The following is a 25867-nucleotide window of genomic DNA, read 5'->3' on the forward strand; positions in this document are numbered from 1 at the left end:
TCCTGCATGATAATACAGGTACAAATATAATACTAAAAATATTAGTATTATATATTAGGGTTAGATTTTTAGAGATAGGGATATTAGATTCCGATCGATTGGAGAATATAGTAAAGCATTTTTAACAGTGAAAACGGATTTATGGACGATGAAATTAATGAAGACAAACAAAAATATGTTCAAGTAATACCTGCGTTAAAGGTAATGATTGACATTAAATTTGACCAAAGGCCATACAACCAGAATACAGACCATTTTAGTATTCAGCCGCTAAATTGTCTGATCATATTAGTGCCGGTGTATCAGGCAGATGCGTTTGCCGATGCCTGATAGAACAAACTTGTTTTTAAGCATGTTCTAACAAGAAGTTGGCGTCGATATGAAGCTGTGCGTGTACCGCCTTTAAAAAGTCAACACCCGGTTTTTGTTTCCCGTTCATGATCAGCGAAAGTTTGGAATCGCTTATGTTCAGTTTTTGTGCGAGGTCGCGTTGTTTGAGTTTCATCTCGAACATCTGCATCTCTACCATACCGATCAGTGTTGTCGGTACTTCTACAAGGTATTTCCGCTGTTTAAAGGCTTGTGCCTGTTTAGCAAGTTCCCTGAAGTTCTTCTTTCATCCCCGGCTCTATGCACGTATGTAATAAAAATATGAATTTTCTCACTTACAGCTATCCAGTCACCCGTAACCTTCCTACGTATGTTGTCGGTTAATAGCCCATCATAAATGAAATTATCATCAATGACAAAATATATACCTCATAATATCACTCTGGTTTTCGACGTAAAATACTAATTGAGGGACTTATCTTTTCGTTCGTGGGATTATTTAAGTTTAATCAATCATCATTTCTTTTTTGCAGGTATGGGTATAATTTTAGATACTGTTGATTTTTCGGACTGATAGTCGGAAGTTGATTTTTTACCATTAACCGCCGGGGCTTTTTTAACGTTTTTACTGCCTTTATCTTTACTCATATTAAAATTAATTATTTAATGTTCATTTCTCTTTCGAGCTTTCTGATGTTGCTGTCAATTAGTGTAAGGTTAAGTTCAGTATAATACTCTTCCCGGTATTTTTTTAGAGAGTTTATGCCGATAGTTATTTGTGTTGTTAATGCATTGATATAACGTAGCGCGTTTTTCTTGGCTTTTTCCATCGCGTTAATCTTATCTGTGTATTCGTAAAACCTGTCTTTTAGTGGTAAAAGGGAGTACTTATTAATTATCCGGTTATTGCCTTTTGCCATTTTTGTAGGCATTCCATTATTAAACCGTACTTTTAAAGCAGGTTTTAAATCAATAACAGATATCTCCTGAATAGCAGGAGAATTTTCAAAAACGCGATAATATTTGCAGTGAATATTTTTCATTTGCTTGTTGGTAATTAGTAGCGTAAAGCTTAAAAATTACAAGTCAGCAAACCTGGTAAAGTCTAAGTAACAGTAGATGGGTGAGAAGTGGTTTTTTATAAAGATAGGCTAAATAACCGAATTACCTAACAATATACAAACTATATAAAACTGATGCTGCATAAGTGATTAGCAATGAAACTCATTGTTGGTAAAAAGTAACCCGTTCTGTTACCCAATCAATAGATTTTGACACGTTGATGTAATCGCCGCCTTTTATTTTACCTAAGATTAAGCCATTTCCGGCAAACTGAAGTTCATATATTCTAAAATGATACTTCTTCTCTTTATTATATACCAGCGAATCTTTATCAAGAAATAAAACGTGTCCGTCAAGCCTGAATTCTAATGGTTTATCACAATGAATTAAGGGGCATACTGCCCGGATGTTGTTTTCTAAATTAATTACAGAAATTTCTTTTTTTTCGGAATTGATGAAGATTCCCGTAATTACCTTATTATTTTCCATTGCTGTGAAGTTTATGAATTCAGGGAAGGTAAATTCGGGTGGGGGATTTAAAACCGATACTTAGATTCAGAAAATTCTGATATAAATTGTTTATTATGCAACGTCTGATAACGCTCAATGTTTTAGAGATGAGAGTATTAATTATTAAAAAATCAGAAACTTGCATTTTTGTATAATTTCTGTTTGAAATGAATTTTATCAGTATAATAATATTATAAACTGAACGGCATTTTAATAGTTATTTATTCATTAGAAATAAATGAAAATGGGAAATGTAAATTATAATGAAGTTTTGATACACGCGGCCCGGAAGGGTGAGATTGAGGTGATGCAGGAGTTGTTGCAACATGGTGCGGATTTAGAATATCAGGATGTTAAGGGTTATACGCCGCTAATCATCGCTTGTTATAACAATCAAATCGAAGCGGTCAGTTTTTTATTAGACCATGGCGCAAATGTGAACGGTACAGATTTTGGTGGTAATACTGCGCTGATGGGGGTTTGCTTTAAGGGTTATGAGGACATTGCCCAATTACTCATAAATAGGGGAGCTGACCTGAATCAAATGCATGGCAATGGCGGGACAGCCTTAATGTTTGCCGCGATGTTCGGTAGAAATAAAATATTGCAGCTATTGCTGCTTGCCGGAGCCGATAAATCGCTTACAGATATACGCGGATTAAATGTTTATGACATTGCCGCCCAACAGAATAATGAAGAAGCGTTACGGATATTAGGATAAAAGAAAAGCCCGTACGGGCTTTTCTTTAGGCTGGTATCTTTCTTGGCTTTTCGCGTTCCCAAAAGCGATGCTTCTTGATTGCCGCTATAAATTCAGTCGCAAGTTCAGTCGGACTTATGCCGACGATAACACCTTCATCATTTTCTATCTTCTTGCTAAAATAGGTGCTTTCCAATACTTGCATCGCACCCGTGTCTGCTGCAATAGGCTTGCAGTGTTTAAATGCCTCATTTAAAAAATGGACGGCGTCGGCTTCTGCTTCTATCGATGCAACACTGTTGGCCCCTGCGGGCACGTAAACCGCATCGAATAACACTGAAGCGGCCGTTAAAAAGCTTTCGTCAACCTGTATTTGCTGATCGTTCACCGACGTAACAAAGCCTAGCCTCGGAGCGATAATGTTAACCGTGCCGCCTTGGGCTTCTATTGCCTTCTTCATGATCCCTAAAGATTTTTCATCCACGCCATCCGCTGCGAGTATAGCCACTTTACGGGTCCGGATGCTATCTTTTATCGTACCGGCCATGCTTAATGCATCTGATTGGGTTAAGGTACTTTCAACCTGTACCGATTCATAGTCCTCAACTAGCGCATCAGCGGGAATACTTTTATTGATGGGGAGTTCCGGTATAGGTATGTGTAAGCCCAAAGCATAGGCCACTTCTGCAGCAAGGCTTTTATCAATCAGCGATAATATGCCTAGCATTCGCTCGCGAATGGCTATGGTTTTAACCTTACCCAATTCAAAGCTTAATGCATCAGCAATGTGATTTTTTTCAGGGTCCGACTGGCTGTTGAAAAACAACCTGGCCTGGCTGAAATGATCCAAAAAGCTTTTGCTTCTTGCCCTTATCTTGCTGGCGTCGATACGCTCGTTGTAACTTACAAAACCACCTTCACTCGCTTTAGCCTGATCCGGCGAATTTCCGTTAAGACTATTAGGGTGATAACTCGTTTTGCCGCTATTGATCGCCTGTCGCATATGCCCGTCGCGCTGGTTATTATAAACAGGTACAACGGGTCTGTTTATCGGAATTTCCTGGAAGTTCGGACCGCCTAAACGCAATAGCTGGGTATCTGTGTAAGAGAATAAGCGGCCCTGTAGCAATGGGTCATTAGTAAAGTCAATACCGGGTACGATGTGGCCTAAATGAAAAGCGACCTGTTCTGTTTCGGCAAAGAAATTATCCGGATTTCTGTTTAACGTCATTTTACCGATACGTTGTACTGGTACCAATTCTTCAGGTACTAACTTGGTTGAATCCAACAGGTCAAATTCAAATTTGAACTCATCAGCTTCTGGTATGATCTGTACGCCCAGTTCCCATTCAGGGAAAGCGCCACTTTCGATAGCGTCCCATAGATCGCGACGGTGGAAATCCGGATCTTTACCTGATATGTTTTGCGCCTCATCCCAAGCAACGGCGTGTACACCGAGTAATGGCTTCCAATGGAACTTCACAAAACTGGCTACGCCGTCTGCATTTACAAACCGGAAAGTATGCACGCCGAAACCTTCCATCATACGGTAGCTGCGGGGTAATGCCCTGTCGCTCATAGCCCACATGATCATGTGAGCGGATTCAGGCATCAATGAAATAAAGTCCCAGAAAGTATCATGCGCTGATGCTGCCTGCGGTATTTCGTTATCCGGTTCCGGCTTAACCGCGTGGATCAGGTCAGGGAATTTTATAGCATCCTGAATAAAAAATACAGGCATGTTATTGCCAACAAGATCAAAATTACCTTCCTGCGTATAAAAACGTACAGCAAAACCACGTACATCCCTGGCAAGATCGGTTGAGCCCTTGGAACCGGCCACGGTAGAGAAACGTACAAACACGGGTGTTTCCGTTTTCGTATCATTTAAAAACAATGCCTTGGTAACCGCAGATTGGCTTTCATACAACTTAAAAACCCCATGCGCGCCCGAGCCGCGGGCATGTACCACCCGTTCCGGAATGCGCTCATGATCGAAATGTGTTATTTTTTCGCGCAGGATAAAATCCTCAAGCAACGAAGGGCCCCGGTCGCCCGCTTTCAGTGAGTTTTGATCATCATTTATCCTTGTGCCGGTGTTTGTGGTCATCAATTGTCCGCTGGCATCATCTCTGAACTGGCCCAATTGTTCGCTTTTTAAGTTGTTAGGCTCAATAGCGGGTTTGATATTTTTTTTGACCATGGTTATGCTTTTTTAATTATCGTTTTGGTTACATCAGTCAATTTTTTGTCTGCAGTATTCTCCTCTGTCAGGGTATTGTTAAGCAATCCGGCTACGTCGACGAGGCCTAAGTGAGTTGCCAACGCAGCCAATCCTCCATAGGTAGCAATTTCATAATGCTCCACTTTTTGTGAGGCCAGGATTATTCCTATATCCCGTGCATCAGTGCCTGCCTCAGTGCTTTCAATTATTCCTTCCCCTTCTTTAGTTAAACCTTCCATCGCATCACACTTTTTCGCCAAAACTTTTTCATTCAGCAAACCGAAGATATCTTCCAGTCTTGCTACATGGGTTTTCGTTTCTTCAAGGTGATTTTCAATAGCCTTTTTTAGGTCTTTGGAGGTCGCAGCTGCGATCATCTTTGGGAGATTTTTTACCAGGTGATTTTCGGCCCAATAAATGTCCATGATGCCGTCCTTGAATAATTCCAGTATGGCATTATCATCTTCGGGCGTTTCCAAGGCATTGAATTTCGGTTCAGTTCCAGTCTCTTTTTTCATAGATATTGTTGATTTTTAATTTATATATTTAATATATAATTAAATATATCTTTACAACCCAGCGGGTTATACAATGTTTGGAGTACGACAATATATAATCATACTAACTGAATTTTATTTATTTAACCACTATGCTCATGTCAATAATCTTCGTAGCTTACCGTGCATTATTTCCCCATGCATTAATTAATGGACCATTGTTCTCGAGCCCTTAAACTTGCTATAAAGGCTAACCGTAGGTTTGAACGCAATGTTTATAAATTTTTGTGTAGATGGGTTACCGAAGGGGAGAATAACACCTTGCTGCTATTTAAGCAACCTGTAGTTAAATACCTTGCTGATGATGCATTGCGTGATTTCTTTTTGAGCACCCATCACCCAATGCAGGAATTGCTGAAAAACCAAGCCATCGCGTCACACTTAGGGCGGAGCGTTGAACAGGTTTATTTCGATCCGATAAATGGCGAGCCGTTATTGGCTCGGGTGGAGCAGCGCATATATAATCTCGCACGCAGAATGGAAAGTGAACTGACGCATGTCCCTTTTCGCTCCGTTCAACCCAATAAACAAACCGAAGCAGGGGATATTGCAGATATTAGCACCTATCCGGCCGATTCTGAGTTGGTAAGATATAACAGTGGTAATTATTTTGTGAGCAGGCCGGCCAACGGAAATGTTTTTGACGAAAACAGCAGGCGTTGTACAACCGAAGTTAACGGTAATTTACACGTGCTTTTTAAACGGGGATTTTTGGAAGAACGTTTGTGTGAAATTAAGCTATTAATGGCTGGCTTAAAGGATCAAGGTAAAACCGACCTTCAATTTTTTGTGATATATAGCAGGCACTCGGCTCATGAGGGGCATTTTGGGGCTTCCCTGGTAATTATGGACCCGGTAAACCCCGATTTTCCTACGCGTGTTCTGGTGTGCGATACCCTGCTAAAAGAACTGCCGCAACACCCACGATGGTGGAACCATTTTATTGCCGAGTATTCGAATGTATTTGGGGATGCAATAGCTGAGATAATTGAAGATCTGTCGCACCCGTTGCAAAAAGTAAATATTAAAGGGGATGCTCCTTATCGCCATGATTGGGACTGTCCGTATTATGTAGCGAGCATGGCAAATGCATTGGTTGATCTTGTAGTATCCAACCATCATGTGATATTAGAAGGAACTACATCTGATATCCATAATGCGATGAAAGCCGTAATGACGGATTACTATCAGCCCGATCTCGAGATCAAAAACAGACCGGATATAAAACGGATAAATCAGGTTAAAAGATGGAATAGTGGCTGTGCGTTGCTTACAGATATTGGTAAATATATCAGCACCAAATCATTACCGTACAAGGTCTAAATATTGTATTATAGATTAACGAATTCCAGGCCCAATCCGATCGCCGAATTGCCGGAGCAGTAATTGAAGTTTGGGATAAATGATGTTGCGGCAGAATGGTTTGTCCGGGTCTCGGTAATAATAGTCCAGGTACTGTTCCTCGTTCAGTTTAAATTCACCGAATGGAATTACTTTCGTGATGATCGGTTCTTTAAATTCTGCTTGCAGATCATTGATAGCTTTTTTGGCTGTAACACTTTGGGTGTCATTAAATGTGTAAATGGCTGAGCGGTATTTATCTCTCATAGAATGCTGAGCGGTACAGCTATGGGTATATAAATGCACCTCGATCAATGTCGGGAGCGATATAATGGCTGGCTCGTAATGAACAATAACAGCTTCTGAAAAGTCTTTACCATCACCATCAGTGGCAATCCACCCTTGTTCTACCTTCTCTACCCCGCGCAGGGAGCGAAAAATAGCTTCGGTACACCAATGGCAGCTTCCTCCAAAACCTGTTAATTCCATGTATACTAAACACGCAAAAATGTTGGTGGTTTTATTTACCATGGCGTGAAAATTGTTTTGCTATGGTCATGAAAAGAACAGTACTGGTAATTGAAAATGAGCCGATCATTGGAGAGGTGATGTATATCTTAATGGGAAATAGAGGGCTACAAGACATAAAACACGTCTGCTCAGCCAATAGACAAAACAGTGCCCATAATGCGTGAACAATTACTGCATTGGATTAAGTGCAAACATCAAAGGCAAATGGTTCGGGGTACAGATCGGCCTTATGAAGAACATCTGATGTTTGTGGCTGAAAGGGCAGGTGCGATCGTGCCTTTGGGATATGAGATCGGCCTTTGTCATGACTTACTTGAGAAAACAAACGTTTCATCAGAAGAATTACATACACAATTACTCGCCTTTGGATATACTCGTTTTCAGGCAGTACATATTACGGGCTGTGTAAATGAATTAACGGATGTTTTTACTAAGCAGGCATTTCCGAATATTGGTAAAAAAGAACGCAAGAAATTAGAATCGCAAAGGCTGTCTGCAATAAGTGCCGATGCGCAAACAGTTAAGTATGCAGATCTGATTTATAATATTCATTGGGTAATGCTTTATCAACGGCATAAGGCATGCGCATATTTGCGGAGAAAACAGAAGCTCGTCATCTCGATGGAAAAGGGTGACCCAGAGTTGCGTCATGAGCTATTATCCCTGATTGAAAGAAGTTTAAAACGACTATAGGTTGCTTCGACTTTGATAAAAACAAACTAAGTATCCTATAAATTTATATTATAAGGCCAAAGTGATTTTATTTAATCAGCAATCATGCTGTATTAGCCAATTCCTGGGCCCAAAATCTAACCATTTGTTTATCTACACAAATCTGGTATTCCCATCGTATGGTTTCCTCATTTCTTAAATGGCAATTATTGGAATGGAAATAATGATCAATCGTAAAATTGCAGATGAGATTCCCGGCTAACGAAGTCCTATCGAAATTAGTAAATTCTAAATCGAAATTTTTAATCGTTACAAACCCAATATTGTTGCAATGATAATAAAGACAATTGGTCTTCAATACCTCGTCATTTTCTTCGTCCTCAAACAAACTTCTGATTAAGTCTTTGGGTTCAAAATCTGAATCACTTAATCTCCGCAAATCATCTACAGGTATGGCTATCGCAAACTCGTCCTTCATAATCAACAACCTCAATGTTTATTACGTTGTATACGCATACGCTTTAAGTAGGTTTACACATTTAGGTAACAATTAAGCACTAAAAATTTATTTGAAGTTTATAAGGTATAATTGAAAGCCCCACACAACGAGTTTTTTGAGGCTTTTGTTAATTGCGGCTTTCGCAATCATTCAAGTCGTGCTAAAGCTTGCTTAAATATTTTACGAAGTTTCGCAGATCATCGGCCAATAATTGCGGTTGTTCCATCGCCCCGAAATGCCCGCTTTCAGAATTATTTATGAATAACATATTTTGTGAGTATCTATGTTATCGTTGGGTTAGCCGGAATCCGAATAATTCTACAGACAGGCATAAACCGAATCGGCAACGCACTAAGCCAACACGGTAACACATCACTATCGTTATAAAACCTTTGCTTTTATATATTGTTAAGAAAGTAAGTCAATTATAAATTAAATCCGATGCGGTATAAAGCATTTCAGGATGATCAAAAAGTGAATTGTTTAATCATGGGAACAGCCCCACTTCAACGCTTTATGGAGGCACAACAAAGTGACTATGCCATTGCACTGGAAGAAGTTCGTAAAGGCAGGAAGCGCACACACTGGATGTGGTATATCTTCCCGCAACTGAAAGGCTTAGGGGTTAGTACCACATCGCAATATTACGGGATTAAAGATATGGAAGAAGCAAAAGCTTATTTGGACGACCCTGTGTTGGGTTATAGAGTTGTACATATCTGCCAGGAATTAATAAAGCTTGATAGCACAAATGCAACCCTGATTTTCGGAAGCCCTGATGATATGAAGTTAAGATCAAGTATGACTTTGTTCAGCGCTGTACAGAGTGCTGATCCCGTGTTTTTACAAGTTCTACGCAAATATTTCGGTGGCGACCCGGATCTGAAGACATTGCAGATGATCTCCGGAGAAGCCGGACATCGTACCTGAAAAGGCTAAGTTAATAGAGGAATAGGAGAGGGGAAATAAAATGAAGTTTAATGATGCCACGATAGTAGATTGCTTCAAATCACCTCAGCCGGTGATATTGCTTCGTGCCGACGCTCCAAATTTTACTATCTTGGCTTATAATAATGCCTATAAAGAAGCTACCTATACCCATTTCAGGGACATCACGGGGTGGTATCTGTGGGAGGCCTTTAACCCTAATTTTGCCGGTGGCGACGGCGCTGCTATCCTCATCGAAGCACTTGATACCGCACTGTCGACTAAAAATCGACTATCCACCAAAGTATTCCAGTATAATATTCCGCTGGATAATTCCGGCCACATGGCGGAGTGCTGGTGGCAAATCGAAATTTTACCGGTTGAAAATGTTTCAGGTGAGATAACGCAGCTGCTTATCAAAACTAATAAAGTTGACCTTGCTGCCGAATAATTAATCAGAAGGTGTTGTATTTGTTGTTTTTGACCGGGCATTCGCCTTTCGGCTACAACCTTACGACTTTTGCACACATCCCGCCGCACGCCATGCTGCAACTTTGCTGTAACAAAAAACAGCAAATATGGATCTACAAAACAGCACCGTCCTGATTACCGGCGGGACCAGCGGGATCGGTTTAGAATTGGTAAGGCAGCTTACTGAACTCGGGGCCAATATTATCATTACCGGCCGCGATCTTGATAAACTGCTCGCTGTTCAGAAGCGATTCCCGAAGGTCAATATCTTTCAAAGTGATGTCAGCGATCCGGAAAATATCAGGCAGCTTTATTATAATGCTATACTGCAATTCCCCGATTTGAATATCATCATCAACAATGCAGGCGAAATGCGGCTGCTGGATCTGCAGGAAGCTGAAAAGAGCATCGAGAGCATGACCCGCGAGATAGATATCAATCTTTCAGGAACCATCCAAATGGTGCATCAATTCTTACCACATCTGATCAAAAAGCATTCGGCAGCCATCGTGAATGTTTCCTCCGGCATCGCTTTTATGCCATACTCTGTAGCTCCGGTCTACAGCGCCTCCAAAGCAGGGGTACGTGCGTACACACAGGCTTTGCGTTTGCAATTAAAGGGTACAAACGTAAAAGTCTTTGAAATGATACCGCCGGGTGTGAACACCAACCTACAAAACGATTGGGTATTACCCACCAACCCGTCCATGATGATGGATGTCAACAAAATGGTAAGCGTCGCCATCAAAGGGTTACAAAAAGACAAGCCCGAACTCAGGCCATTCCTGATCGGCGTCATCAAATGGGTAAGCCGGATCATCCCTGGCACCCTGATCAACTTCGGGCACAAAGAATTTGAAAAATTCAAGCGATTAAATAATAACTCAAACTCTAACTAACATGAAAAGAACAATTTTTGCGGCTATGCTGCTGCTTTCAACGATGGTATCGTTCGCTCAAAAATTACCCGCCGATCAGATATTGGGCACCTGGCAATGCAGCGACTACAAGATCGAGGTGTATAAGGCCGGTAGCACCTATTCAGCCAAACTCCTATGGTCAAATGAGATGTTCGAGGCCGACGGGAAAACATCTAAAAAAGATATAAAAAACCCCAACGAAAAGTTAAGAAGCAGACCGGTAGAAGGCCTGACCCACATTACCGATCTCGTTTATAAGGATGGAGCGTACGTGGACGGCAAGCTATATAGTGTTCAGGATGGTAATACCTACAGCCTGAAAGGAAAATTAAATGGTATTAACGACCAGGAAACGCGGGGGTATAAAGGTGTACCTATGCTGGGAAAGACATTCAAATGGAAACGTGTACAATAAGAAACCTAAAAGACAACGATATGAAAGATATACACGACGACAAGCTGTCGAGGTTTTGGTTCATGGTTTGTAATGCCATACCACCTGTAGGTTTTTTCCTGTACTTTAAACACAGGAAGCAATATCCCAACAAAGCAAAAAGAGCATTAACCAGTGCCATGATCGGTATACCGCTGGCATTAATAATGGGTTATATCATCAATACACATATCCTGAAATGATCATGGTCAAAAATATTATCTCTTTAGCATTGCTGGTGGTTTCCGTATCGCTCAGCTTTAAACATGCGTGGGATACCGCGCATTATCAGAGTAATCCGGCATCGCTTACCATGATGACCAGCTTGGGTATCAACAGGTCCGCTGTTCCTGTCTTTGTGTTTTTGACGGTGGCCGTTGGCATACTTTTGCTTATCCCAAAAACATTCTTTTTGGGGAACATGCTGAATGCCATGTCTATTGTCATGATCATGGGACTGGCTTTACACGCGGGTAATTACCGGATCGCATTGATCGAGATCCCGTTCTTAGCCATGCCGCTGATCATGACCTGGCTGAAATATCCCTTTAAAAATTAACTAAATTGCCACATGTCCAAGGCTACGCCAAATAGAATAAGTTCGATAACAGAGATCCACCGTTTAATGGGGCTGCCCAAGCCTCACCATCCGCTGATCAGCATTGTTGACCTCGAAGGATTTAAAAATGACCACGACATCGATGCCGTGATATTCGACCTGTATGTGATATCTATGAAACGGGGCTGCGACAATCTTTTTTACGGGCAGCAGAAATATGATTTTGATGAAGGTTTAATGGGGTTCATGGCTCCGGGCCAGATCCTGCGTGGTGAGGAGAACGGCGTGCCGCCAAACCTGGAAGGCTGGATGCTTTTTATTCACCCGGATTTTCTATGGAACACATCGCTTGCATCCAAGATCAGGAAATACGATTATTTTGGTTATGCCACTAATGAAGCACTTTTTTTATCTGATAAAGAAGAAACCGTTATCAATGACATTATCAGGAACATCAGAAATGAGTATCATTCCAACATCGATAAATTCAGTCAGGATATTATTATTTCGAATCTGGAAACACTGCTGAACTATGCCGAACGTTTTTACCAACGCCAGTTCATTACCCGCAAGATAACGAACAGTAAGATACTGGACCGGTTAGAGGAAGTATTGACCGGGTACCTCAATGATGAAGCTTTGCTTTTTAAGGGAGTACCTACAGTGCAATATCTTGCTGATACACTGAATATCTCCTCTAAATACCTGAGTAGTTTGTTGAAACAACTTACCGGGCAAACCACACAGCAGATGATTCATAAAAAGCTGATCGAGAAAGCCAAAGAGAAGCTTTCCACCACCGAACTATCAGTGAGCGAGATCGCCTATAGTTTAGGCTTTGAACATTCCCAGTCATTCAGTAAATTATTTAAAAGTAAGACCAAACTGTCGCCGCTGGAGTTCAGGGCATCTTTCAATTGACTTGCGTCATTAGACCCGTTCGTTGCTATGGAGGGTTAACGAAGAAAGCAATTTTAAAGTCATTTCATCTGATCTGATTATCAGATCAGATGAAATACCGCTTCCTCCGTTAGATCCACGCAACCCTTTTTGATTATATAACGGTAGTTTCTTTCGTGACCAACATAACAACTTTGCTTTCATCAAAAAAATTAGCGTGATCCGGTTGAACAGTTTTCAGGAAATTCTCTGAGGAAAAAAACTGGTGATAGTCCTTAAAGGAGTCGAAGTAGATATCTGTCATCGCGTCGTAAGAAGGTTCCGGAAAACCCGGTTCAATGATCGGGTGGCTTACGACATACCTAAGAACGTATTGCTGCGTTTCAGGTATAGAGGAGAATAACGGGGCATGCTTGTTTTTGTGATGATCGACAAATGCGTCCAGACTCATCCCTGGCAGCCTTGTAATTAAAAATGAAAATTTGATCATATCTTTGTTTTTTTAAGGCAAAACTATCGCAACTCAGCTTCAGGGTCAAGTAAGCACAAATTAATCACTATGCTGATCAGGGGATATAACACAGGGAATTATGTATGAAAAAAAGATCCCGCTTAGGTTAGATTGTGGCCTTCACCTGTTCAAAGAATTATTGAATGGTAAATGGAAACTTATGCTGATCTATTACATTTCAGCGGGGCTCAAACGGCCAGGTGAGTTACAACGAAAGATAGGCACTGCGGACAGGCGTGTGTTGACGAACCAGCTGAATGAATTGGTCAGGCACGGGTTTGTCGACAAGAAAGTCTTCGATACAAAGGTCCCCAAAGTGGAGTATGTACTCACCGAATTGGGGCAAAGCCTGGTTCCCATTATCGTTACACTTGAAACATGGGGCGAGGATAACAGAACGGTTCTGGAAAAAGCACTTCAGGAACAGGTTGAGGATGATTAATGAATGCCGATATAATCTGTAAGCAACTTACACGGACAACAATTTTATAAAATGAGATTTAGATACAAAGCACCCCCAAATGCTTATTGAAGGTGCTTTGTGATAAAAGATAACCCAATTGTGATTTATAGCGTAAGTTTATTAACGGTATTATAATAACTGCTGGTAAAGTAAAGGAACCTGCCGCTGTTTGCTAAAGCAAGGTATGACGCTTTGGTACGGATGGCCAAAGTGGTCTTTTTTATCTGGCAGCGGTAACAGTTCTCAATCATTTTAATATCACCATTCTCAATAAAATATATTTTACTGCCATCTTTTGAAACCACAATATCACCTAAGCCTTTGAAGGTAAGATAGGGGAACAATGTAGAGTGGCTTCCATCCGCATTCAGCGCATAAATGTTTTCGTAGCCGATTGTATATTTTCTGCCATTAGCGCAAGCGGAAACAGAGTAAAGCGGGTCATAGTCAGTGTCATTAACACTATATTTTGCTTCCCACACATTGTTTCCTTGAGTGTAGCCCAATTTGTAATTATTAGTGAACCAAAAATACGATCCATCCGGGTTAGCATCAATGTCGGTAATTGATTCATGAAAGTTAGTGATGTAATGGCTTAGGGTGTTGTTGTTGGGTTTATAGAACCATATCCCGTTGCCATCGGTCATTCCAACGGTACCGTCATTTAATGCAGCGATTCCATCCGGACCCGAAAGTGATTCGTTGTTACTGGTTTTGGGTACGTTTAAAGTGGTGACAACGGTGTCAGATGTTAATTTCCTGATCGCGTCATTGCTGTGATCCGCAACCAGCAATGAACCGTCCTTGTTTACCCAAATCCCCCGCGGAGAATTAAAACGCGCCTTATTGCCATTGCCGTTTTGGAAGCCGGATTGACCTGAAGCCCCAGCTATTACTTTGTAAGACGCATACGTAGCATCAACAGCTAATTTGCTGTTTTCATTAGCCGCATCGGCGCTGGCTGGTTGAACATCATTGTTTTTTTTGCAGGCGGTGAATAACAGTGCGCTTAAGCATAATACTGAGAAAAAAATTTTCATGATTTTGGTGTTTTTAATAGTTTGTTTTTTTGTAGATTAATTAATTCTTTATCAGCGAACCAACAATCCAAAATTGAAGCTAATTGGCTGGAAAATAAGCAGTATGGCTACGGAATGTGATGCGTAGAACTACGTATATATTTTGCGTAAGGCTACGCTAAGTGATTGCCTGTGTTTGGGATAAATTAGATAAGAATAGTACCCCATAGATAACATCGGCCGTCTAAATTATAAACATCTAAACACACCATAAATAATGATCACCATTAAAACCTCAATCGCTTTTTTATGCCTGGCATTTTCTGCAACATTAATGTTCACAGGCTGCAACACACCAACTCCCGACTCCGGTACAATTCCTTATGACGAACGTAACGCATCAAAACACGTGATCTCTGTACGCAAAGCGGCGCAATTAACAGCGGGCTACCGTTTGGGAAAAATGAAATTGATCAGACAACTCGGCGGGTCTGACTATCTTGATCAAAATTTCAACCTCCCCGATGCTGAGCTCTTTAACCGTGACGCGATAGCGTTATTGCTTAATCAAAAAGGTACTAAAGGTGTACGTATATATCTTGGGCAGGATGATAAAGGACTGATCCGCCTGGTGCTGGTTGGGGTTGATGATAAAGGTAATGACATAACAAATAGTGAAGGGTCAACTCCTGATGGGGCGGTTAAGTCGGCCATGGTATTAGAGGCCGGACAACGGTGCCCAACCATGTGCAGCGCCACCGGGCCAATCAAATAAATTATACTGGCCATGAATACGGTGTTCACCTTTGTGCTCAGCGAATCGGTTTTAATACCAATTGCTACCGCTTTACTGATGGCGAGAAAACTAAAGCGCAACTGGTTGCCCTTTTTTTTAATGCTGATGCTCGCATTTATAGCAGAGGTAAGCAGTTTTTGCATTATAAAATATCTGAACATCAGCAATGCGCCGGTCATCAAAATTTATAGTTTATGCGAGTGTTGCTTAATCGTTTATCAATTTTACCTGTGGCAAAATAAACGGTATGGATCGTTCTGTTTAGCATTAACTATAATATGTGTATTAGTTTGGTTGGTGGAGAATATCCTCCTACAAAATCTGTACAATTTTGTACCGTATTTCAGGGTATTTTATGCATTTATTATTGTGCTGTTAAGTATAAACCTGATCAATGTACTTATGGTAAATCAACGAAGCGCACTATTGCGTAACCCTGTTTTTTTGGTATGCCTGGCGTTCATCGTGTTTTTTACTTATCAAATTATATACGAGGCTTCATTTTTTGTAGGTGCGGATAAGTATTTAGTAGCTAACCAGATCATTACTTTATTTGCCTATGTAAACGTGCTTATAAATGTGGTTTACGCTGTAGCCATATGGTTGTTAGCAAAACAATAGTAATTACAGGAGAATATAATGGAAGATAGATTATTATATACTGTAGTAAGTACATCCATTATCCTTGCCTTGATCATCGTGTTTTTTGTGGTGTCTGTAATCAGGTATCACAGGCGATACATCAGCCTGCAAAAGGATATGATACGTGCCGAGATAACCATGCAGGAGCTTGAACGCAAACGCATAGCGAATGACTTGCACGATAGTTTAGGGCCTTTGCTCTCATCTGTAAAATTGTATATGCAGAGTTTGGAAGATATCGGCGAGGATAACGAAGCCTTACTTGATATTGCCAATACCCATATTGATGAAACCATTAATGGCTTGCGGCAAATATCTTATAATTTATCGCCCGAAAGTTTAAGCAGAAATGGCTTGGTAAAAGCGACAAGCGAATATTTATCCAGGATAAACAGTGACCGTTTGCTTGAAATTGATTTTAACTCTGATGACGACGGGATGTTGCCGAAAGATATTGAGATACACCTTTTCAGGATCATCCAGGAAATAGTTAACAATACCATGAAACATGCCCGGGCAACGAAGCTAAAACTCATTATTGCATCAACAGTTAACCAAGTTACGTTACGATCAACAGACAATGGTATCGGCTTTGACGCCCAAAATGTTGAGAAGAACAAAAGAGGGTTGGGGTTAAGTAGTATTAAGAGTAGGTGTGAGATATTGAATGCCCAACTCTCGGTTAATTCGGCTGTTGATCAGGGTTGTAGCTATGTAATTAAAGTGCCTTTTTGATATTATAAATAATAACACACCAACACCGATGTATCATAACATTGATATAGTGATCGCTGACGATCATGAAATTTTTTTAGATGGGTTAGCCATGATGCTGTCCCGGCAAAAAGGATTTAACATAGTTGGCCGCGCTATAAACGGGCAACAGTTACTGGAAACAGTTACCGAAGTTAAGCCTGATGTAGTACTGACCGATATTAAAATGCCTGTTTTGGATGGCATAGCAAGTACACGGTTAATGATGCAGGTGCAACCATTCTTAAAGGTGATAGCCCTGTCCATGTTTAATGAGGAAAACCTGATCATTGAAATGCTGGAAGCAGGGGCGAAGGGATATGTACTTAAAAATGCCCATAAAAATGAGATCACCGAAGCAGTGGTAAGCGTATACGAGAACAAGAATTACTATTGCGCGCAAACTACATCGGCACTGGCAGGCATGATAGTAAGGAGTAAATTTAAAGGTACAGCTACCGAAACAAATATTGATTTAAGCGAGCGCGACAAGACCATTATAAAAATGATATGCCTGCAAAATACATCTCAGGAGATAGCCGATAAGGTATATTTAAGCAGACGAACCATTGAAGGTTATCGCATCAAACTGCTTGAAAAGATCAAAGTGAAAAATTTAGCCGGTTTGATCGTTTTCGCGCTTAAACATCAACTTATTAATGAGGATGAGTTGATCTAATATGAGGCTATGTCGTAAATCAATTATTTGTTTTTGCCATAATTAAATTAATCAAACGAGATACCTTTATAGAATACGCAATTACTCACTCTCACTTTTAGCCTTTTCGCTTGCCTCAACCAAATTTACTGGGATCGGATTTTTCGTAAGCAGATCAGCGAACCAGGCCAGGTTAGCTGTCATATATCTTAATGTTTTGTTGGTATACAAATACCTTTCGCCGCCCGCTTCCACATAATCTTTCTCGCCGCCTGCCATACCTACCCAGTAAGCGTTCACGTTAGGAGGGATGGTAAACCCTATTTCCTGCATGGCCCATAACACCTGAGCCGCGCAACTATGTGCGCCATCCTCATTGCCTGTTATTAAACATCCGGCTACTTTATTATAAGGCATAAACTGACCGTTGTTCGGATCAATAAGTGTTTCATCCCGAAATATAGCGTCCAACCGTTCAATCACCTTTTGTGAAGTAGAGGCCAGGTGCCCCATCCAAACAGGCGTGGCGATAATAAAGATGTTACAGCTTTTGATCTTTTCCAATATCAACGGCCATTCGTCGCCATCGCCTTCATCTGAGCTGTTACCCGTAAGTACATTGTAATCATTCAGCCGGATGATTTCTGTTTCCACATCAAGTTCGTTGAATAATGCGGCTGTTTTTAGCGCCATAGCGCCGGTGTTTGAGAATTCGGGTTTCCTTTTAAGCGTGCAGTTAATGATCAGTGCTTTCATGTTGATTTATTTGCCTTGTTTTTTTGTTCTATGTGATTTGTTGAAAAGCATTTACGGCTGCCCACCACCACCAGCCGCCCCATAAACCTGACCGGTGGAATAACTGGCATCGTTTGCGGCAAGCTGCACATAAATTGAAGCCAGTTCGGCTGGTTGACCTGGTCTGCCCAATGGTGTTTCACCACCAAAATTCTTTTGCTTTTCAGGCGATGCGCCACCTTCCTGTACCTGTAAAGGCGTCCAGATAGGGCCTGGAGCCACCGCGTTTACGCGAATACCTTTGGGGCCTAACTGTTTGGCAAGCGATTTAACCATGTTAACTGTTGCCGCCTTGGTAAGCGCATAATCGAACAGGTCGGGCGAAGGATCATATCCCTGTACCGACGCGGTACCAATAATTGAAGCTCCCGGTTGCAGGTGTGGCAAAGCAGCTTTGATCAACCAAAATGGCGCGTATATATTAGTTTTAATAGTCCAGTCAAATTGTTCGCTGGGGATATCAGCAACCGAATCATGAATCTGTTGCCTTGCAGCATTGCTTACCAGAATGTCCAGCCCGCCAAGTTGTTTCACGGCATCGTCAACCAACTTTTTGCAGAAGTTTTCGTCACGCAGATCACCCGGAATAGCTACGGCTTTTCTACCCGCTGCTTTTATCAGCTCCACCACTTCGCGTGCGTCCGGTTCTTCGGCAGGTAAATAGTTAATAGCGACATCAGCGCCCTCGCGGGCATAAGCGATGGCCGCCGCTCTGCCCATACCGGAGTCGCCGCCGGTGATGAGCGCTTTGCGGCCGGCTAAACGACCGGAGCCCTTGTAGCTTTTTTCGCCATAATCAGGCACCGGGTCCATTTTACCGGCTAAAGCAGGCCAGGGTTGTACCTGATTTTTAAATGGTGGTTTCGGGTATTTTGTGGCGGGGTTTTCTAATGCACTGCTTATCGCATTGGCATTAGTACCTGTTGCCGAAACAGGTATCACCGGCAATATAGTCGCGGCGGCAAGACCCGCCCCAATGCCCCCGATCAATTTTCGTCGGAATAATTTATCTTGATCATTCATAGGTAGTAGTATTTATAGGTAGAGGGAATAGATGAGTTATATTTTATGGCTGATTACTTTATGCGATGTGCCTTTTAGTGCCCAAAGCACCAACAGCGGCTGAAAAAATAAACGGGCAAGACGCTTGCTATCGCTATCCAATCCAAAGGCATCACGGTGGTGGGTGTATTGAGCAATATTGCCGGGAAATACCGCGGTAAAAAAGCCGGCAGCTATCTTACCCACCGTTTTACGGTATTTTTTTGGAGCTAAAATGAGCGTGCTACCCAGGGCTATTTCGGCGATGCCTGAATAAACTACGGTATCATCCTTTTTTAACGGCACCCAGTTTGGCACCTGGGCCCGAAACGCTTTTCGTGCAAACGTAAGGTGACCGATACCGGCCAGGATCAGGTTAGCACCTAAAGCTATGCGGGCAGTATTTTCAATGGTTGATGTTTTCATGCAGATGAATGTGCAAACACCGTTCCATAGCCTCTACTTTGCCCGGCTTACTTACTATCATATATTGATTAACATTGAATTTGGCTTGTGCTTTGCTCAAACCACAGTATGAAAGTAGAAATAGAAGTAAGCTGGAAGCAATTGAATGCCTTAATTGGTTTGATCGAGGGTGATTCGGAGTTGGAGATCATCAAAAAACAATTATTGTTCGCCAAACAAAATGCTGACGATAGTCAGGCCGGAGAGGTGCCCGAAGAAGGCGACAATGCCATTATCAAGCGTATGGAATAATAGATGGTTCGGCAATGAACCGGAAGTTCCCTGTTTAAATATTTGACAGGAGCTATTCGTAACTCCATTTCATAGCATTAAGTTTCCTGCTACGGAACAATTTTTAGCTTTAGACTGTTGCCAGCAGAGAGATATTCTTGTATAACGATTTATTTATGGAAAGTTTCGATTTAAACCGGATGCTGATGAACGACTTGCCGCTGCACTTTCTGCTGGAAGTTGCATTGCGGACCTTTGTTATGTTTGTCGTTATCCTGATTACTTTACGTGTGTCGGGTAAACGGGGAATCAAGCAACTATCCGTGTTTGAATTGGTACTGATCATCGGCTTGGGCTCAGCAGCCGGTGATCCGATGTTCTATGAAGACGTGGGGCTATTACCGGCATTCGTGGTGTTCGCTATGGTGATTTTGCTATATGTACTGGTTACCAAGATCACTGATAAAGTAAGGTGGGCAGAAAAACTGCTTGAAGGAGAGCCGGCATACCTTATGAAAGATGGAAACTTGCTGGTAAAAGAACTGGAGCGCTCAAATCTGTCCCGGGAAGAGCTGTTCGCCGAATTAAGGCTGTTAAATGTGGAACATCTGGGTCAGGTAAGAACAGTGGTGCTGGAAACTTCCGGTGAGCTAAGTGTATTATTTTATGAAAAGGATGATGTAAAATTGGGTTTGCCTATTTTTCCCGGTGAGGGAGAACTTCTTAAAAACGCGGTTACAATATGCGCATGTAGTAATTGCGGTTATGTAACTATATTAAATGATGCTGTCAACTGCCCCATGTGCAATGAGCAGGATTGGCGCGTTGCATATAATACTAAGCGGGTTAGTTAGCAAAAGTAGAAATACCATCAGCAACTTTCCTGTTTCTACTGCACACGGTACGGCCTGATCAAAGTTAGTCATGTAGTAACCGCTGCGAAGGATGGCCAGCGGTGTATCCAATTGCTTTGATTCCTGTTCAAGATCATATAAGACACCGAGATCATATAGGGTTCATTCTTTTGAGCTCCATAGGTGGAAGCTACTACAATTTTTTGCGGGCGAACGTCTTTTAAAGCCAAATGATGGAATCGACCTGACCTCTTTCGATCACATCCGTATCAGTGTCAGAAGGAGCAGGGGGGGGAAGGATGAAAAGCCTTTCCGCCTGCCCTACAGGGTGAGGCTGATTGAACACAGGCTTCGTTTTAGCAATAAATGGATTACCGAGATTGCCGAAGAATTTGGTTTTGCCGACGGAAGTCATATCAACAAATTCTTTAAGAGGCATACAGGCGTCAGGTTAAAAACCTACCAGGATCAAAAAGATAAAATACCGGCACGCACATTTTAATTCTTAACAAAAGACAAGAAGAATTCATTATCATCAGTAATATACAAGTAGCAGCCCGTTTACCGGTATCAAATCTATCCAGGCTTGTTTGATGAGATCTTTATAGATGATTCCCTGATTATAAGTTCAGGTTTTAATATTTCACGAAAATTCTGAGTTCGTTTACGATCCTCATCATTCATGCGCTTAAACAATACGCTGATCAGCTTTTCAGATAGCGCTTTCATTGGTTGGGCAACAGCCGTAACGGGTGGGTTAAAAACTTTGAAAAAAGTATGGTCATCAAAACCGATCACGGCTACATCGTCGGGGATGCGTAATTTCAACTTATTTAATGCTTCAAAACCCTGCAAAGCCAGGTAATTAGTGGCAAAGAGTATCGCATCTACCGACGGATTTTGTCTTAAAAACTTTTTAATGCTCTGAACCACCTGCGCCGGTGATAACGAAAATGGTATTCTGAGCACATACGATGGGAGGGATGTCTCGGATATTGCCGATTGATAACCGTGCAGCCGTTCTGTCATTTGTGTTTGATCAGAATCAAGCGTAACAAAGGCGATCTCCCTGAAACCCTGACCGGCAAAATGTTCAATGGCAATCCGGGCTCCCTGGTAATTATCGATGCCTACATAATCAGCATCTATTTCAGGCAGATAACGGTCAAACAAAACAAAGGGAGTTTCTTCATTTAACAGCGATACTACCTCATTATCAATTCCTTTTGGCGCGGTAATAATATAACCATCAACATGCCGGCTTTTAAACATATTTATCAATTCGGCCGTTTTCTCAGCGTCGTCTTCGGTACTGCAATAAATTATCTTGTAGCCTTTTTTATAAGCCCGTTCTTCAATTAACCTGGCAACGCCCGAAAAAAATGCGTCGGCTATATCCTCCACTATTAAACAAATAATATTTGATTTTCCGGTACGAAGGTTTTGAGCAAGGGTGTTACGGTTGTAATTCTTTTCTTTCACATAATCAAGCACCCGGTTAGCCAAGGTATCACTTATACGCATTTCTTTGGCTTTACCATTAATAATAAAGGAAATGGTTGATTTAGAGATGTTAAGATCTCTCGCAATATCGTCCATTGATAACCTCTTTCTCATAAATGCCTTTAATTAAAGGTTTATAGCTTGTGTGCAAATATAATGTAGCATAAACAAAATTATAAAAATATTTGCTAAACCCGTTTAGTTTTAATAGATTTGATACACCATTATTAACCGTTTCCATTCTTCCCCTGTTAACCGCTAACTTAAATTGTTGATAGCTTTTCATTATCAGTTGTTTAACTGTTAATTTTTTTGCCTATGAAACACAAATTCTATTAAAATTCTACATATCGTGGAATTAAAAGCCGCAATTCAAACCAAAAAAATAATAAACCTATGATTACTAACTTTACAATTATCATCCGGCGGAGGGCTGTGTTATGCAGCCTGATCCTGCTGTTTTGTACATACTTGTCGGGGTATGCGCAAAATACTCCCGTTACCGGAACGGTGAGTGATGCCAATACCGGTGAAACCCTGGTAGGGGCAACAGTACAGGTTAAGGGCACTACTACAGGTGTTGCTACCGATATTGATGGCAAGTTCAAACTATCGGTTGCTGCCGGTGCCGAGCTCGAGATCAAAAGTGTTGGTTACACACCGCAAACCGTTACTGTAACAGCCGGGCAAGCCCTGGTGATAAAACTGCAACCGGCAAGCAGTGCGCTAACTGAAGTATTGGTTGTGGGCTATGCCACGCAAAAAAAGGCTGACCTGACGGGCGCAGTATCGAGCATCAAAAGCAGTGATATCGCTAACCTTCCTGTAGGCGGTGCCGATCAGATATTGCAGGGTAAAGCGGCCGGTGTTACCGTTACACAATCAACCGGTGCGCCGGGTGATGGTATTAACGTGCGTATACGTGGTATAGGTACCATTAATGATAATAACCCACTGTATGTAATTGATGGTATACCTACCAAGGATGGGATAAACCAGATATCCCCAAATGATATTGAATCCATCAGCGTACTTAAGGATGCATCATCCGCCGCCATTTATGGCGCGCGTGCATCAAACGGCGTGGTGATAGTTACAACAAAAAAAGGCAAAAGCGGAAAGCCCAGGGTTAACGTAAATGCCTACACCGGTGTACAAACTTCGCAGCATTTAATTAAAATGGCCAACACCAGCCAATATGTAGCCGCATATAACACAGCAGCCACTGCTGATGGCCGTACACCAATATCTCAAAATATTATTGACGGCCTGCCCGATGTAGACTGGCAAAAAGAAGTATTAAGGCCTGCTCCGATAAGTAATATTCAGGCATCTGTAAGCGGCGGCGGCGAAAATTCTACATACATCGTATCTGCCAATTATTTTAAGCAGAATGGTTTGATCAAAAACTCAGCGTTTGATCGCCTTAACCTTCGTACAAGCATCAACAGTAATTTATCAAATTATGTAACCCTGGGTACAAATATCAACCTTGGATATTCAAAAAACAGGCAGGTTGGTACTTCCGGCGATGGTTTTGGTGCAGGCAACCCTGGGGCGAGTGTTTTGCGCTACGCGCTTTTCCGCACACCGGCCACACCTGTTTACCGTGCCGATGGGCAGTTTGTTGATATACCCGAGCATCCGGAGTTTTTTGGCGATGGCCTGAACCCGGTAGGTTTTGCCGACAACTTTAATCGTAACTTTTATGATTACTCTGTTTTAGGTAATGTGTTTTTAGAAGTAAAACCGATAAAAAACCTGAAGCTGAGAACAGACTTCGGTACCAACTTCCTGATCACCGATTACAAACAGTTTTTTGCTACATGGGGTGTTGATCGGTTTTTAAATACACCGAATAGCCTGGCGCAATCAAACACCAATCAGTTTGATTATAACTGGACAAATACCGCTACCTACGACCTTACGCTCAATAAACATGTATTTAACTTTTTAGCAGGTACCGAACTGGTTAAAAGCGATACAAGGGTTTTAGGCGCTTCGCGAACCTTGTTTTCCGATCAGGGCGAAACGTTTCAATATCTTGATAATGGCTTAGGTATTCAGCAAAATGGTGGCAATCAAACCCATTGGGCGTTGCTTTCTGTATTTGGCCGGGTTAATTATACGTATGATAACAAGTACCTGGCTACCTTTAACTTCCGTCGTGACGGCTCGTCCAGGTTAGATCCATCAAACCGTTATGGTAATTTCTACGGAGGATCATTAGGCTGGCGTATTGATCAGGAAGAATTTATGAAGAACGCCGGGCCAATAAGCGCTTTAAAATTAAGAGCAGGTATCGGGCAACTGGGTAACCAGGAGATAGGTAACTTCAGTTATGCCACTTTGGTCAACACATCGGGCTATTATCCCTTTGGAGGCGCCGGCAATGCAGGTTACTCTATAAACACATTAGGTAACCCCAATGTACGCTGGGAAAACAGCACCCAAACAGATGCCGGTATTGATTTGGGCTTGTTTGATAACGCGTTGAACATCACTGCCGACTACTATGTGAAAAACACTTCGGGTATGTTGTTGCAACCGGCGCAACCAACCAGCGCGGGCGGCGCGGCCAGCGCCTTTGTAAATGCAGGCAAAATGCGCAATCAGGGTTTTGAGTTTGAACTGAGCTATCGTAGCCCGGCCAAGCAAAAATTCAGGTATGAGCTGATCGGTAACCTTACTACTAATAAGAATGAGGTAACATCATTAGCTGATGGTTCGCCATTAGTAGGTGGTCGTATTGATAATAATTATTATGCTACCCGTACTGCTGTAGGTCATCCGGTAGGATCATTTTACCTGTTACAGCAAGAGGGCATCTTTCAAAACGAGCAGGAAGTATTTACACATGCCTATCAGGGGCCGGGTATACAACCGGGAGATGTAAAGTTTAAAGACATCAGCGGCCCCAACGGTACGCCCGATGGTATTATTGATGAGTACGACCGTACTTATGCAGGCAGCCCGATCCCTAAGATTACTTATGGTTTAACCGCCAACTTATCATACAGCGGTTTTGATCTGAGCTTATTTTTTCAGGGTGTTCAGGGTAACAAGCTTTATAACCAGATCAATACAGATATTGAAGGATTTTATCGTGCCTTTAACATTACCGAGCGTGTAGCTACACAAAGCTGGAGCGGGGAGGGCTCAACCAATGAATTCCCCCGTTTATCATGGGAGGGGGCAACCAACAATAAGCGCCCCTCAACACGTTTTTTGGAAAGTGGTTCGTACCTGCGTTTAAAAAACGTCCAGTTAGGGTATTCTTTTAACGATCGTGTTTTGAAAAGCATCCGGTTATCATCATTCAAGGTATTTGTAAGTGCGCAAAACGTGTTTACAGTTACCAAATACACCGGTATCGATCCTGAAATATACACTAACAGTAATTCGCAGGGTGATGGGGTAAGGGCTGTGGGTATTGACTGGGGTACCTATCCGTCTGCACGCACCTTTACTGTGGGTATCAACGCTAACTTTTAATCAGT

Annotated in this window: 33 protein-coding genes; 20 read left to right on the forward strand and 13 right to left on the reverse strand. The window is 41.8% G+C overall.

Annotated elements, in window-relative coordinates; translation table 11 throughout:
* Window positions 1-141 precede the first annotated feature (141 nt).
* Window positions 142-330 carry a hypothetical protein gene (locus IM792_RS02700; protein WP_194100124.1) on the forward strand — a complete coding sequence of 63 codons (189 nt, stop codon included), beginning with the start codon at window positions 142-144 and terminating at the stop codon, window positions 328-330.
* 16 nt (window positions 331-346) lie between these two features.
* On the opposite strand, the gene IM792_RS02705 is transcribed toward IM792_RS02700, so the two are convergent.
* From IM792_RS02705 to IM792_RS02715, 4 genes are all read right to left on the reverse strand, one after another.
* Window positions 347-529, reverse strand: a complete 183-nt coding sequence (locus tag IM792_RS02705) for a helix-turn-helix transcriptional regulator (RefSeq protein ID WP_194100125.1) — start codon at window positions 527-529, stop codon at window positions 347-349.
* Between the two features lie 317 nt (window positions 530-846).
* On the reverse strand, window positions 847-978 hold the full coding sequence (locus IM792_RS21370) for a hypothetical protein (RefSeq protein ID WP_255521431.1): 132 nt from the start codon (window positions 976-978) through the stop codon (window positions 847-849).
* Window positions 979-989: 11 nt separating this feature from the next.
* Window positions 990-1373 (reverse strand): hypothetical protein, encoded by a 384-nt coding sequence (locus IM792_RS02710; protein ID WP_194100126.1) that lies wholly within the window; start codon window positions 1371-1373, stop codon window positions 990-992.
* A gap of 181 nt (window positions 1374-1554) precedes the next feature.
* Window positions 1555-1881 carry a hypothetical protein gene (locus IM792_RS02715; RefSeq protein WP_194100127.1) on the reverse strand — a complete coding sequence of 109 codons (327 nt, stop codon included), beginning with the start codon at window positions 1879-1881 and terminating at the stop codon, window positions 1555-1557.
* Between the two features lie 259 nt (window positions 1882-2140).
* On the opposite strand from IM792_RS02715, the gene IM792_RS02720 reads away from it, so the two are divergent.
* Complete coding sequence (locus IM792_RS02720; RefSeq protein ID WP_228084903.1) at window positions 2141-2623, forward strand: ankyrin repeat domain-containing protein; 483 nt, start codon at window positions 2141-2143, stop codon at window positions 2621-2623.
* A 25-nt stretch (window positions 2624-2648) separates the two neighbouring features.
* Here IM792_RS02720 and IM792_RS02725 read toward each other — a convergent pair whose 3' ends face one another.
* Window positions 2649-4805 (reverse strand): catalase, encoded by a 2157-nt coding sequence (locus IM792_RS02725; RefSeq protein WP_194100128.1) that lies wholly within the window; start codon window positions 4803-4805, stop codon window positions 2649-2651.
* Between the two features lie 2 nt (window positions 4806-4807).
* Window positions 4808-5344 carry a ferritin-like domain-containing protein gene (locus IM792_RS02730; protein WP_194100129.1) on the reverse strand — a complete coding sequence of 179 codons (537 nt, stop codon included), beginning with the start codon at window positions 5342-5344 and terminating at the stop codon, window positions 4808-4810.
* Between the two features lie 300 nt (window positions 5345-5644).
* Here IM792_RS02730 and IM792_RS02735 point away from each other — a divergent pair, with 300 nt between their 5' ends.
* On the forward strand, window positions 5645-6706 hold the full coding sequence (locus IM792_RS02735; RefSeq protein WP_228084904.1) for a hypothetical protein: 1062 nt from the start codon (window positions 5645-5647) through the stop codon (window positions 6704-6706).
* Between the two features lie 15 nt (window positions 6707-6721).
* Here the strand turns inward: IM792_RS02735 and IM792_RS02740 are convergent, their stop codons facing one another.
* Window positions 6722-7255 (reverse strand): peptide-methionine (S)-S-oxide reductase, encoded by a 534-nt coding sequence (locus IM792_RS02740; protein WP_228084905.1) that lies wholly within the window; start codon window positions 7253-7255, stop codon window positions 6722-6724.
* Between the two features lie 156 nt (window positions 7256-7411).
* Here IM792_RS02740 and IM792_RS02745 point away from each other — a divergent pair, with 156 nt between their 5' ends.
* The 8 genes from IM792_RS02745 (at window position 7412) to IM792_RS02780 (ending at window position 12657) form a co-directional block, all read left to right on the forward strand.
* Window positions 7412-7948, forward strand: coding sequence for a hypothetical protein (locus tag IM792_RS02745; protein WP_194100131.1), 537 nt, complete (start codon window positions 7412-7414; stop codon window positions 7946-7948).
* Between the two features lie 919 nt (window positions 7949-8867).
* Window positions 8868-9356 carry a DUF1810 domain-containing protein gene (locus IM792_RS02750; protein ID WP_228084906.1) on the forward strand — a complete coding sequence of 163 codons (489 nt, stop codon included), beginning with the start codon at window positions 8868-8870 and terminating at the stop codon, window positions 9354-9356.
* 40 nt (window positions 9357-9396) lie between these two features.
* Window positions 9397-9804, forward strand: a complete 408-nt coding sequence (locus tag IM792_RS02755) for a PAS domain-containing protein (RefSeq protein WP_194100132.1) — start codon at window positions 9397-9399, stop codon at window positions 9802-9804.
* A gap of 127 nt (window positions 9805-9931) precedes the next feature.
* Window positions 9932-10723, forward strand: a complete 792-nt coding sequence (locus IM792_RS02760; RefSeq protein ID WP_194100133.1) for an SDR family NAD(P)-dependent oxidoreductase — start codon at window positions 9932-9934, stop codon at window positions 10721-10723.
* 1 nt (window position 10724) lies between these two features.
* Window positions 10725-11159: a DUF2147 domain-containing protein gene (locus IM792_RS02765; RefSeq protein WP_194100134.1), complete on the forward strand. Its 435-nt coding sequence runs from the start codon at window positions 10725-10727 to the stop codon at window positions 11157-11159.
* Window positions 11160-11179: 20 nt separating this feature from the next.
* Window positions 11180-11380 carry a hypothetical protein gene (locus IM792_RS02770; RefSeq protein WP_194100135.1) on the forward strand — a complete coding sequence of 67 codons (201 nt, stop codon included), beginning with the start codon at window positions 11180-11182 and terminating at the stop codon, window positions 11378-11380.
* 2 nt (window positions 11381-11382) lie between these two features.
* Window positions 11383-11736, forward strand: a complete 354-nt coding sequence (locus IM792_RS02775) for a hypothetical protein (protein WP_194100136.1) — start codon at window positions 11383-11385, stop codon at window positions 11734-11736.
* 12 nt (window positions 11737-11748) lie between these two features.
* Complete coding sequence (locus tag IM792_RS02780) at window positions 11749-12657, forward strand: helix-turn-helix transcriptional regulator (RefSeq protein ID WP_194100137.1); 909 nt, start codon at window positions 11749-11751, stop codon at window positions 12655-12657.
* 133 nt (window positions 12658-12790) lie between these two features.
* Here the strand turns inward: IM792_RS02780 and IM792_RS02785 are convergent, their stop codons facing one another.
* Window positions 12791-13126 carry an EthD domain-containing protein gene (locus IM792_RS02785; RefSeq protein ID WP_194100138.1) on the reverse strand — a complete coding sequence of 112 codons (336 nt, stop codon included), beginning with the start codon at window positions 13124-13126 and terminating at the stop codon, window positions 12791-12793.
* A 100-nt stretch (window positions 13127-13226) separates the two neighbouring features.
* Here IM792_RS02785 and IM792_RS02790 point away from each other — a divergent pair, with 100 nt between their 5' ends.
* Window positions 13227-13589 (forward strand): helix-turn-helix domain-containing protein, encoded by a 363-nt coding sequence (locus IM792_RS02790; RefSeq protein WP_194100139.1) that lies wholly within the window; start codon window positions 13227-13229, stop codon window positions 13587-13589.
* A 125-nt stretch (window positions 13590-13714) separates the two neighbouring features.
* On the opposite strand, the gene IM792_RS02795 is transcribed toward IM792_RS02790, so the two are convergent.
* Window positions 13715-14650, reverse strand: coding sequence for a hypothetical protein (locus IM792_RS02795; protein WP_194100140.1), 936 nt, complete (start codon window positions 14648-14650; stop codon window positions 13715-13717).
* A 256-nt stretch (window positions 14651-14906) separates the two neighbouring features.
* Here IM792_RS02795 and IM792_RS02800 point away from each other — a divergent pair, with 256 nt between their 5' ends.
* The 4 genes from IM792_RS02800 to IM792_RS02815 all read left to right on the forward strand — a co-directional run bounded on the left by IM792_RS02800 (window position 14907) and on the right by IM792_RS02815 (window position 17499).
* Window positions 14907-15404: a hypothetical protein gene (locus IM792_RS02800; protein ID WP_194100141.1), complete on the forward strand. Its 498-nt coding sequence runs from the start codon at window positions 14907-14909 to the stop codon at window positions 15402-15404.
* Between the two features lie 423 nt (window positions 15405-15827).
* Window positions 15828-16046, forward strand: coding sequence for a hypothetical protein (locus IM792_RS02805; RefSeq protein ID WP_194100142.1), 219 nt, complete (start codon window positions 15828-15830; stop codon window positions 16044-16046).
* 18 nt (window positions 16047-16064) lie between these two features.
* Complete coding sequence (locus IM792_RS02810) at window positions 16065-16802, forward strand: ATP-binding protein (protein WP_194100143.1); 738 nt, start codon at window positions 16065-16067, stop codon at window positions 16800-16802.
* A 28-nt stretch (window positions 16803-16830) separates the two neighbouring features.
* Window positions 16831-17499, forward strand: a complete 669-nt coding sequence (locus IM792_RS02815) for a response regulator transcription factor (protein ID WP_194100144.1) — start codon at window positions 16831-16833, stop codon at window positions 17497-17499.
* An 81-nt stretch (window positions 17500-17580) separates the two neighbouring features.
* On the opposite strand, the gene IM792_RS02820 is transcribed toward IM792_RS02815, so the two are convergent.
* Genes IM792_RS02820 through IM792_RS02830 form a run of 3 tightly spaced genes read right to left on the reverse strand, consistent with a single transcriptional unit; the run spans window position 17581 to window position 19740 of the window.
* The gene (locus IM792_RS02820) at window positions 17581-18234 is read right to left on the reverse strand and encodes a flavodoxin family protein (protein ID WP_228084907.1); all 654 of its coding nucleotides are present in this window, start codon (window positions 18232-18234) and stop codon (window positions 17581-17583) included.
* 51 nt (window positions 18235-18285) lie between these two features.
* Window positions 18286-19296 carry an SDR family oxidoreductase gene (locus IM792_RS02825; RefSeq protein ID WP_194100145.1) on the reverse strand — a complete coding sequence of 337 codons (1011 nt, stop codon included), beginning with the start codon at window positions 19294-19296 and terminating at the stop codon, window positions 18286-18288.
* Window positions 19297-19332: 36 nt separating this feature from the next.
* Window positions 19333-19740, reverse strand: coding sequence for a hypothetical protein (locus IM792_RS02830; protein ID WP_194100146.1), 408 nt, complete (start codon window positions 19738-19740; stop codon window positions 19333-19335).
* A 108-nt stretch (window positions 19741-19848) separates the two neighbouring features.
* On the opposite strand from IM792_RS02830, the gene IM792_RS02835 reads away from it, so the two are divergent.
* The 3 genes from IM792_RS02835 (at window position 19849) to IM792_RS21465 (ending at window position 21366) form a co-directional block, all read left to right on the forward strand.
* Window positions 19849-20031: a hypothetical protein gene (locus tag IM792_RS02835; protein ID WP_194100147.1), complete on the forward strand. Its 183-nt coding sequence runs from the start codon at window positions 19849-19851 to the stop codon at window positions 20029-20031.
* Window positions 20032-20186: 155 nt separating this feature from the next.
* Window positions 20187-20864, forward strand: coding sequence for a YetF domain-containing protein (locus IM792_RS02840; RefSeq protein WP_194100148.1), 678 nt, complete (start codon window positions 20187-20189; stop codon window positions 20862-20864).
* A 91-nt stretch (window positions 20865-20955) separates the two neighbouring features.
* Window positions 20956-21366 carry a helix-turn-helix domain-containing protein gene (locus IM792_RS21465; protein ID WP_347343788.1) on the forward strand — a complete coding sequence of 137 codons (411 nt, stop codon included), beginning with the start codon at window positions 20956-20958 and terminating at the stop codon, window positions 21364-21366.
* 74 nt (window positions 21367-21440) lie between these two features.
* Here the strand turns inward: IM792_RS21465 and IM792_RS02850 are convergent, their stop codons facing one another.
* Window positions 21441-22481 carry a substrate-binding domain-containing protein gene (locus tag IM792_RS02850; RefSeq protein ID WP_194100149.1) on the reverse strand — a complete coding sequence of 347 codons (1041 nt, stop codon included), beginning with the start codon at window positions 22479-22481 and terminating at the stop codon, window positions 21441-21443.
* A 282-nt stretch (window positions 22482-22763) separates the two neighbouring features.
* Here IM792_RS02850 and IM792_RS02855 point away from each other — a divergent pair, with 282 nt between their 5' ends.
* Window positions 22764-25862 carry a TonB-dependent receptor gene (locus tag IM792_RS02855; protein WP_194100150.1) on the forward strand — a complete coding sequence of 1033 codons (3099 nt, stop codon included), beginning with the start codon at window positions 22764-22766 and terminating at the stop codon, window positions 25860-25862.
* Window positions 25863-25867 lie beyond the last annotated feature (5 nt).

Origin of the sequence: Mucilaginibacter sp. JRF, assembly GCF_015223065.1 — a bacterium.
Lineage (GTDB): Bacteria > Bacteroidota > Bacteroidia > Sphingobacteriales > Sphingobacteriaceae > Mucilaginibacter.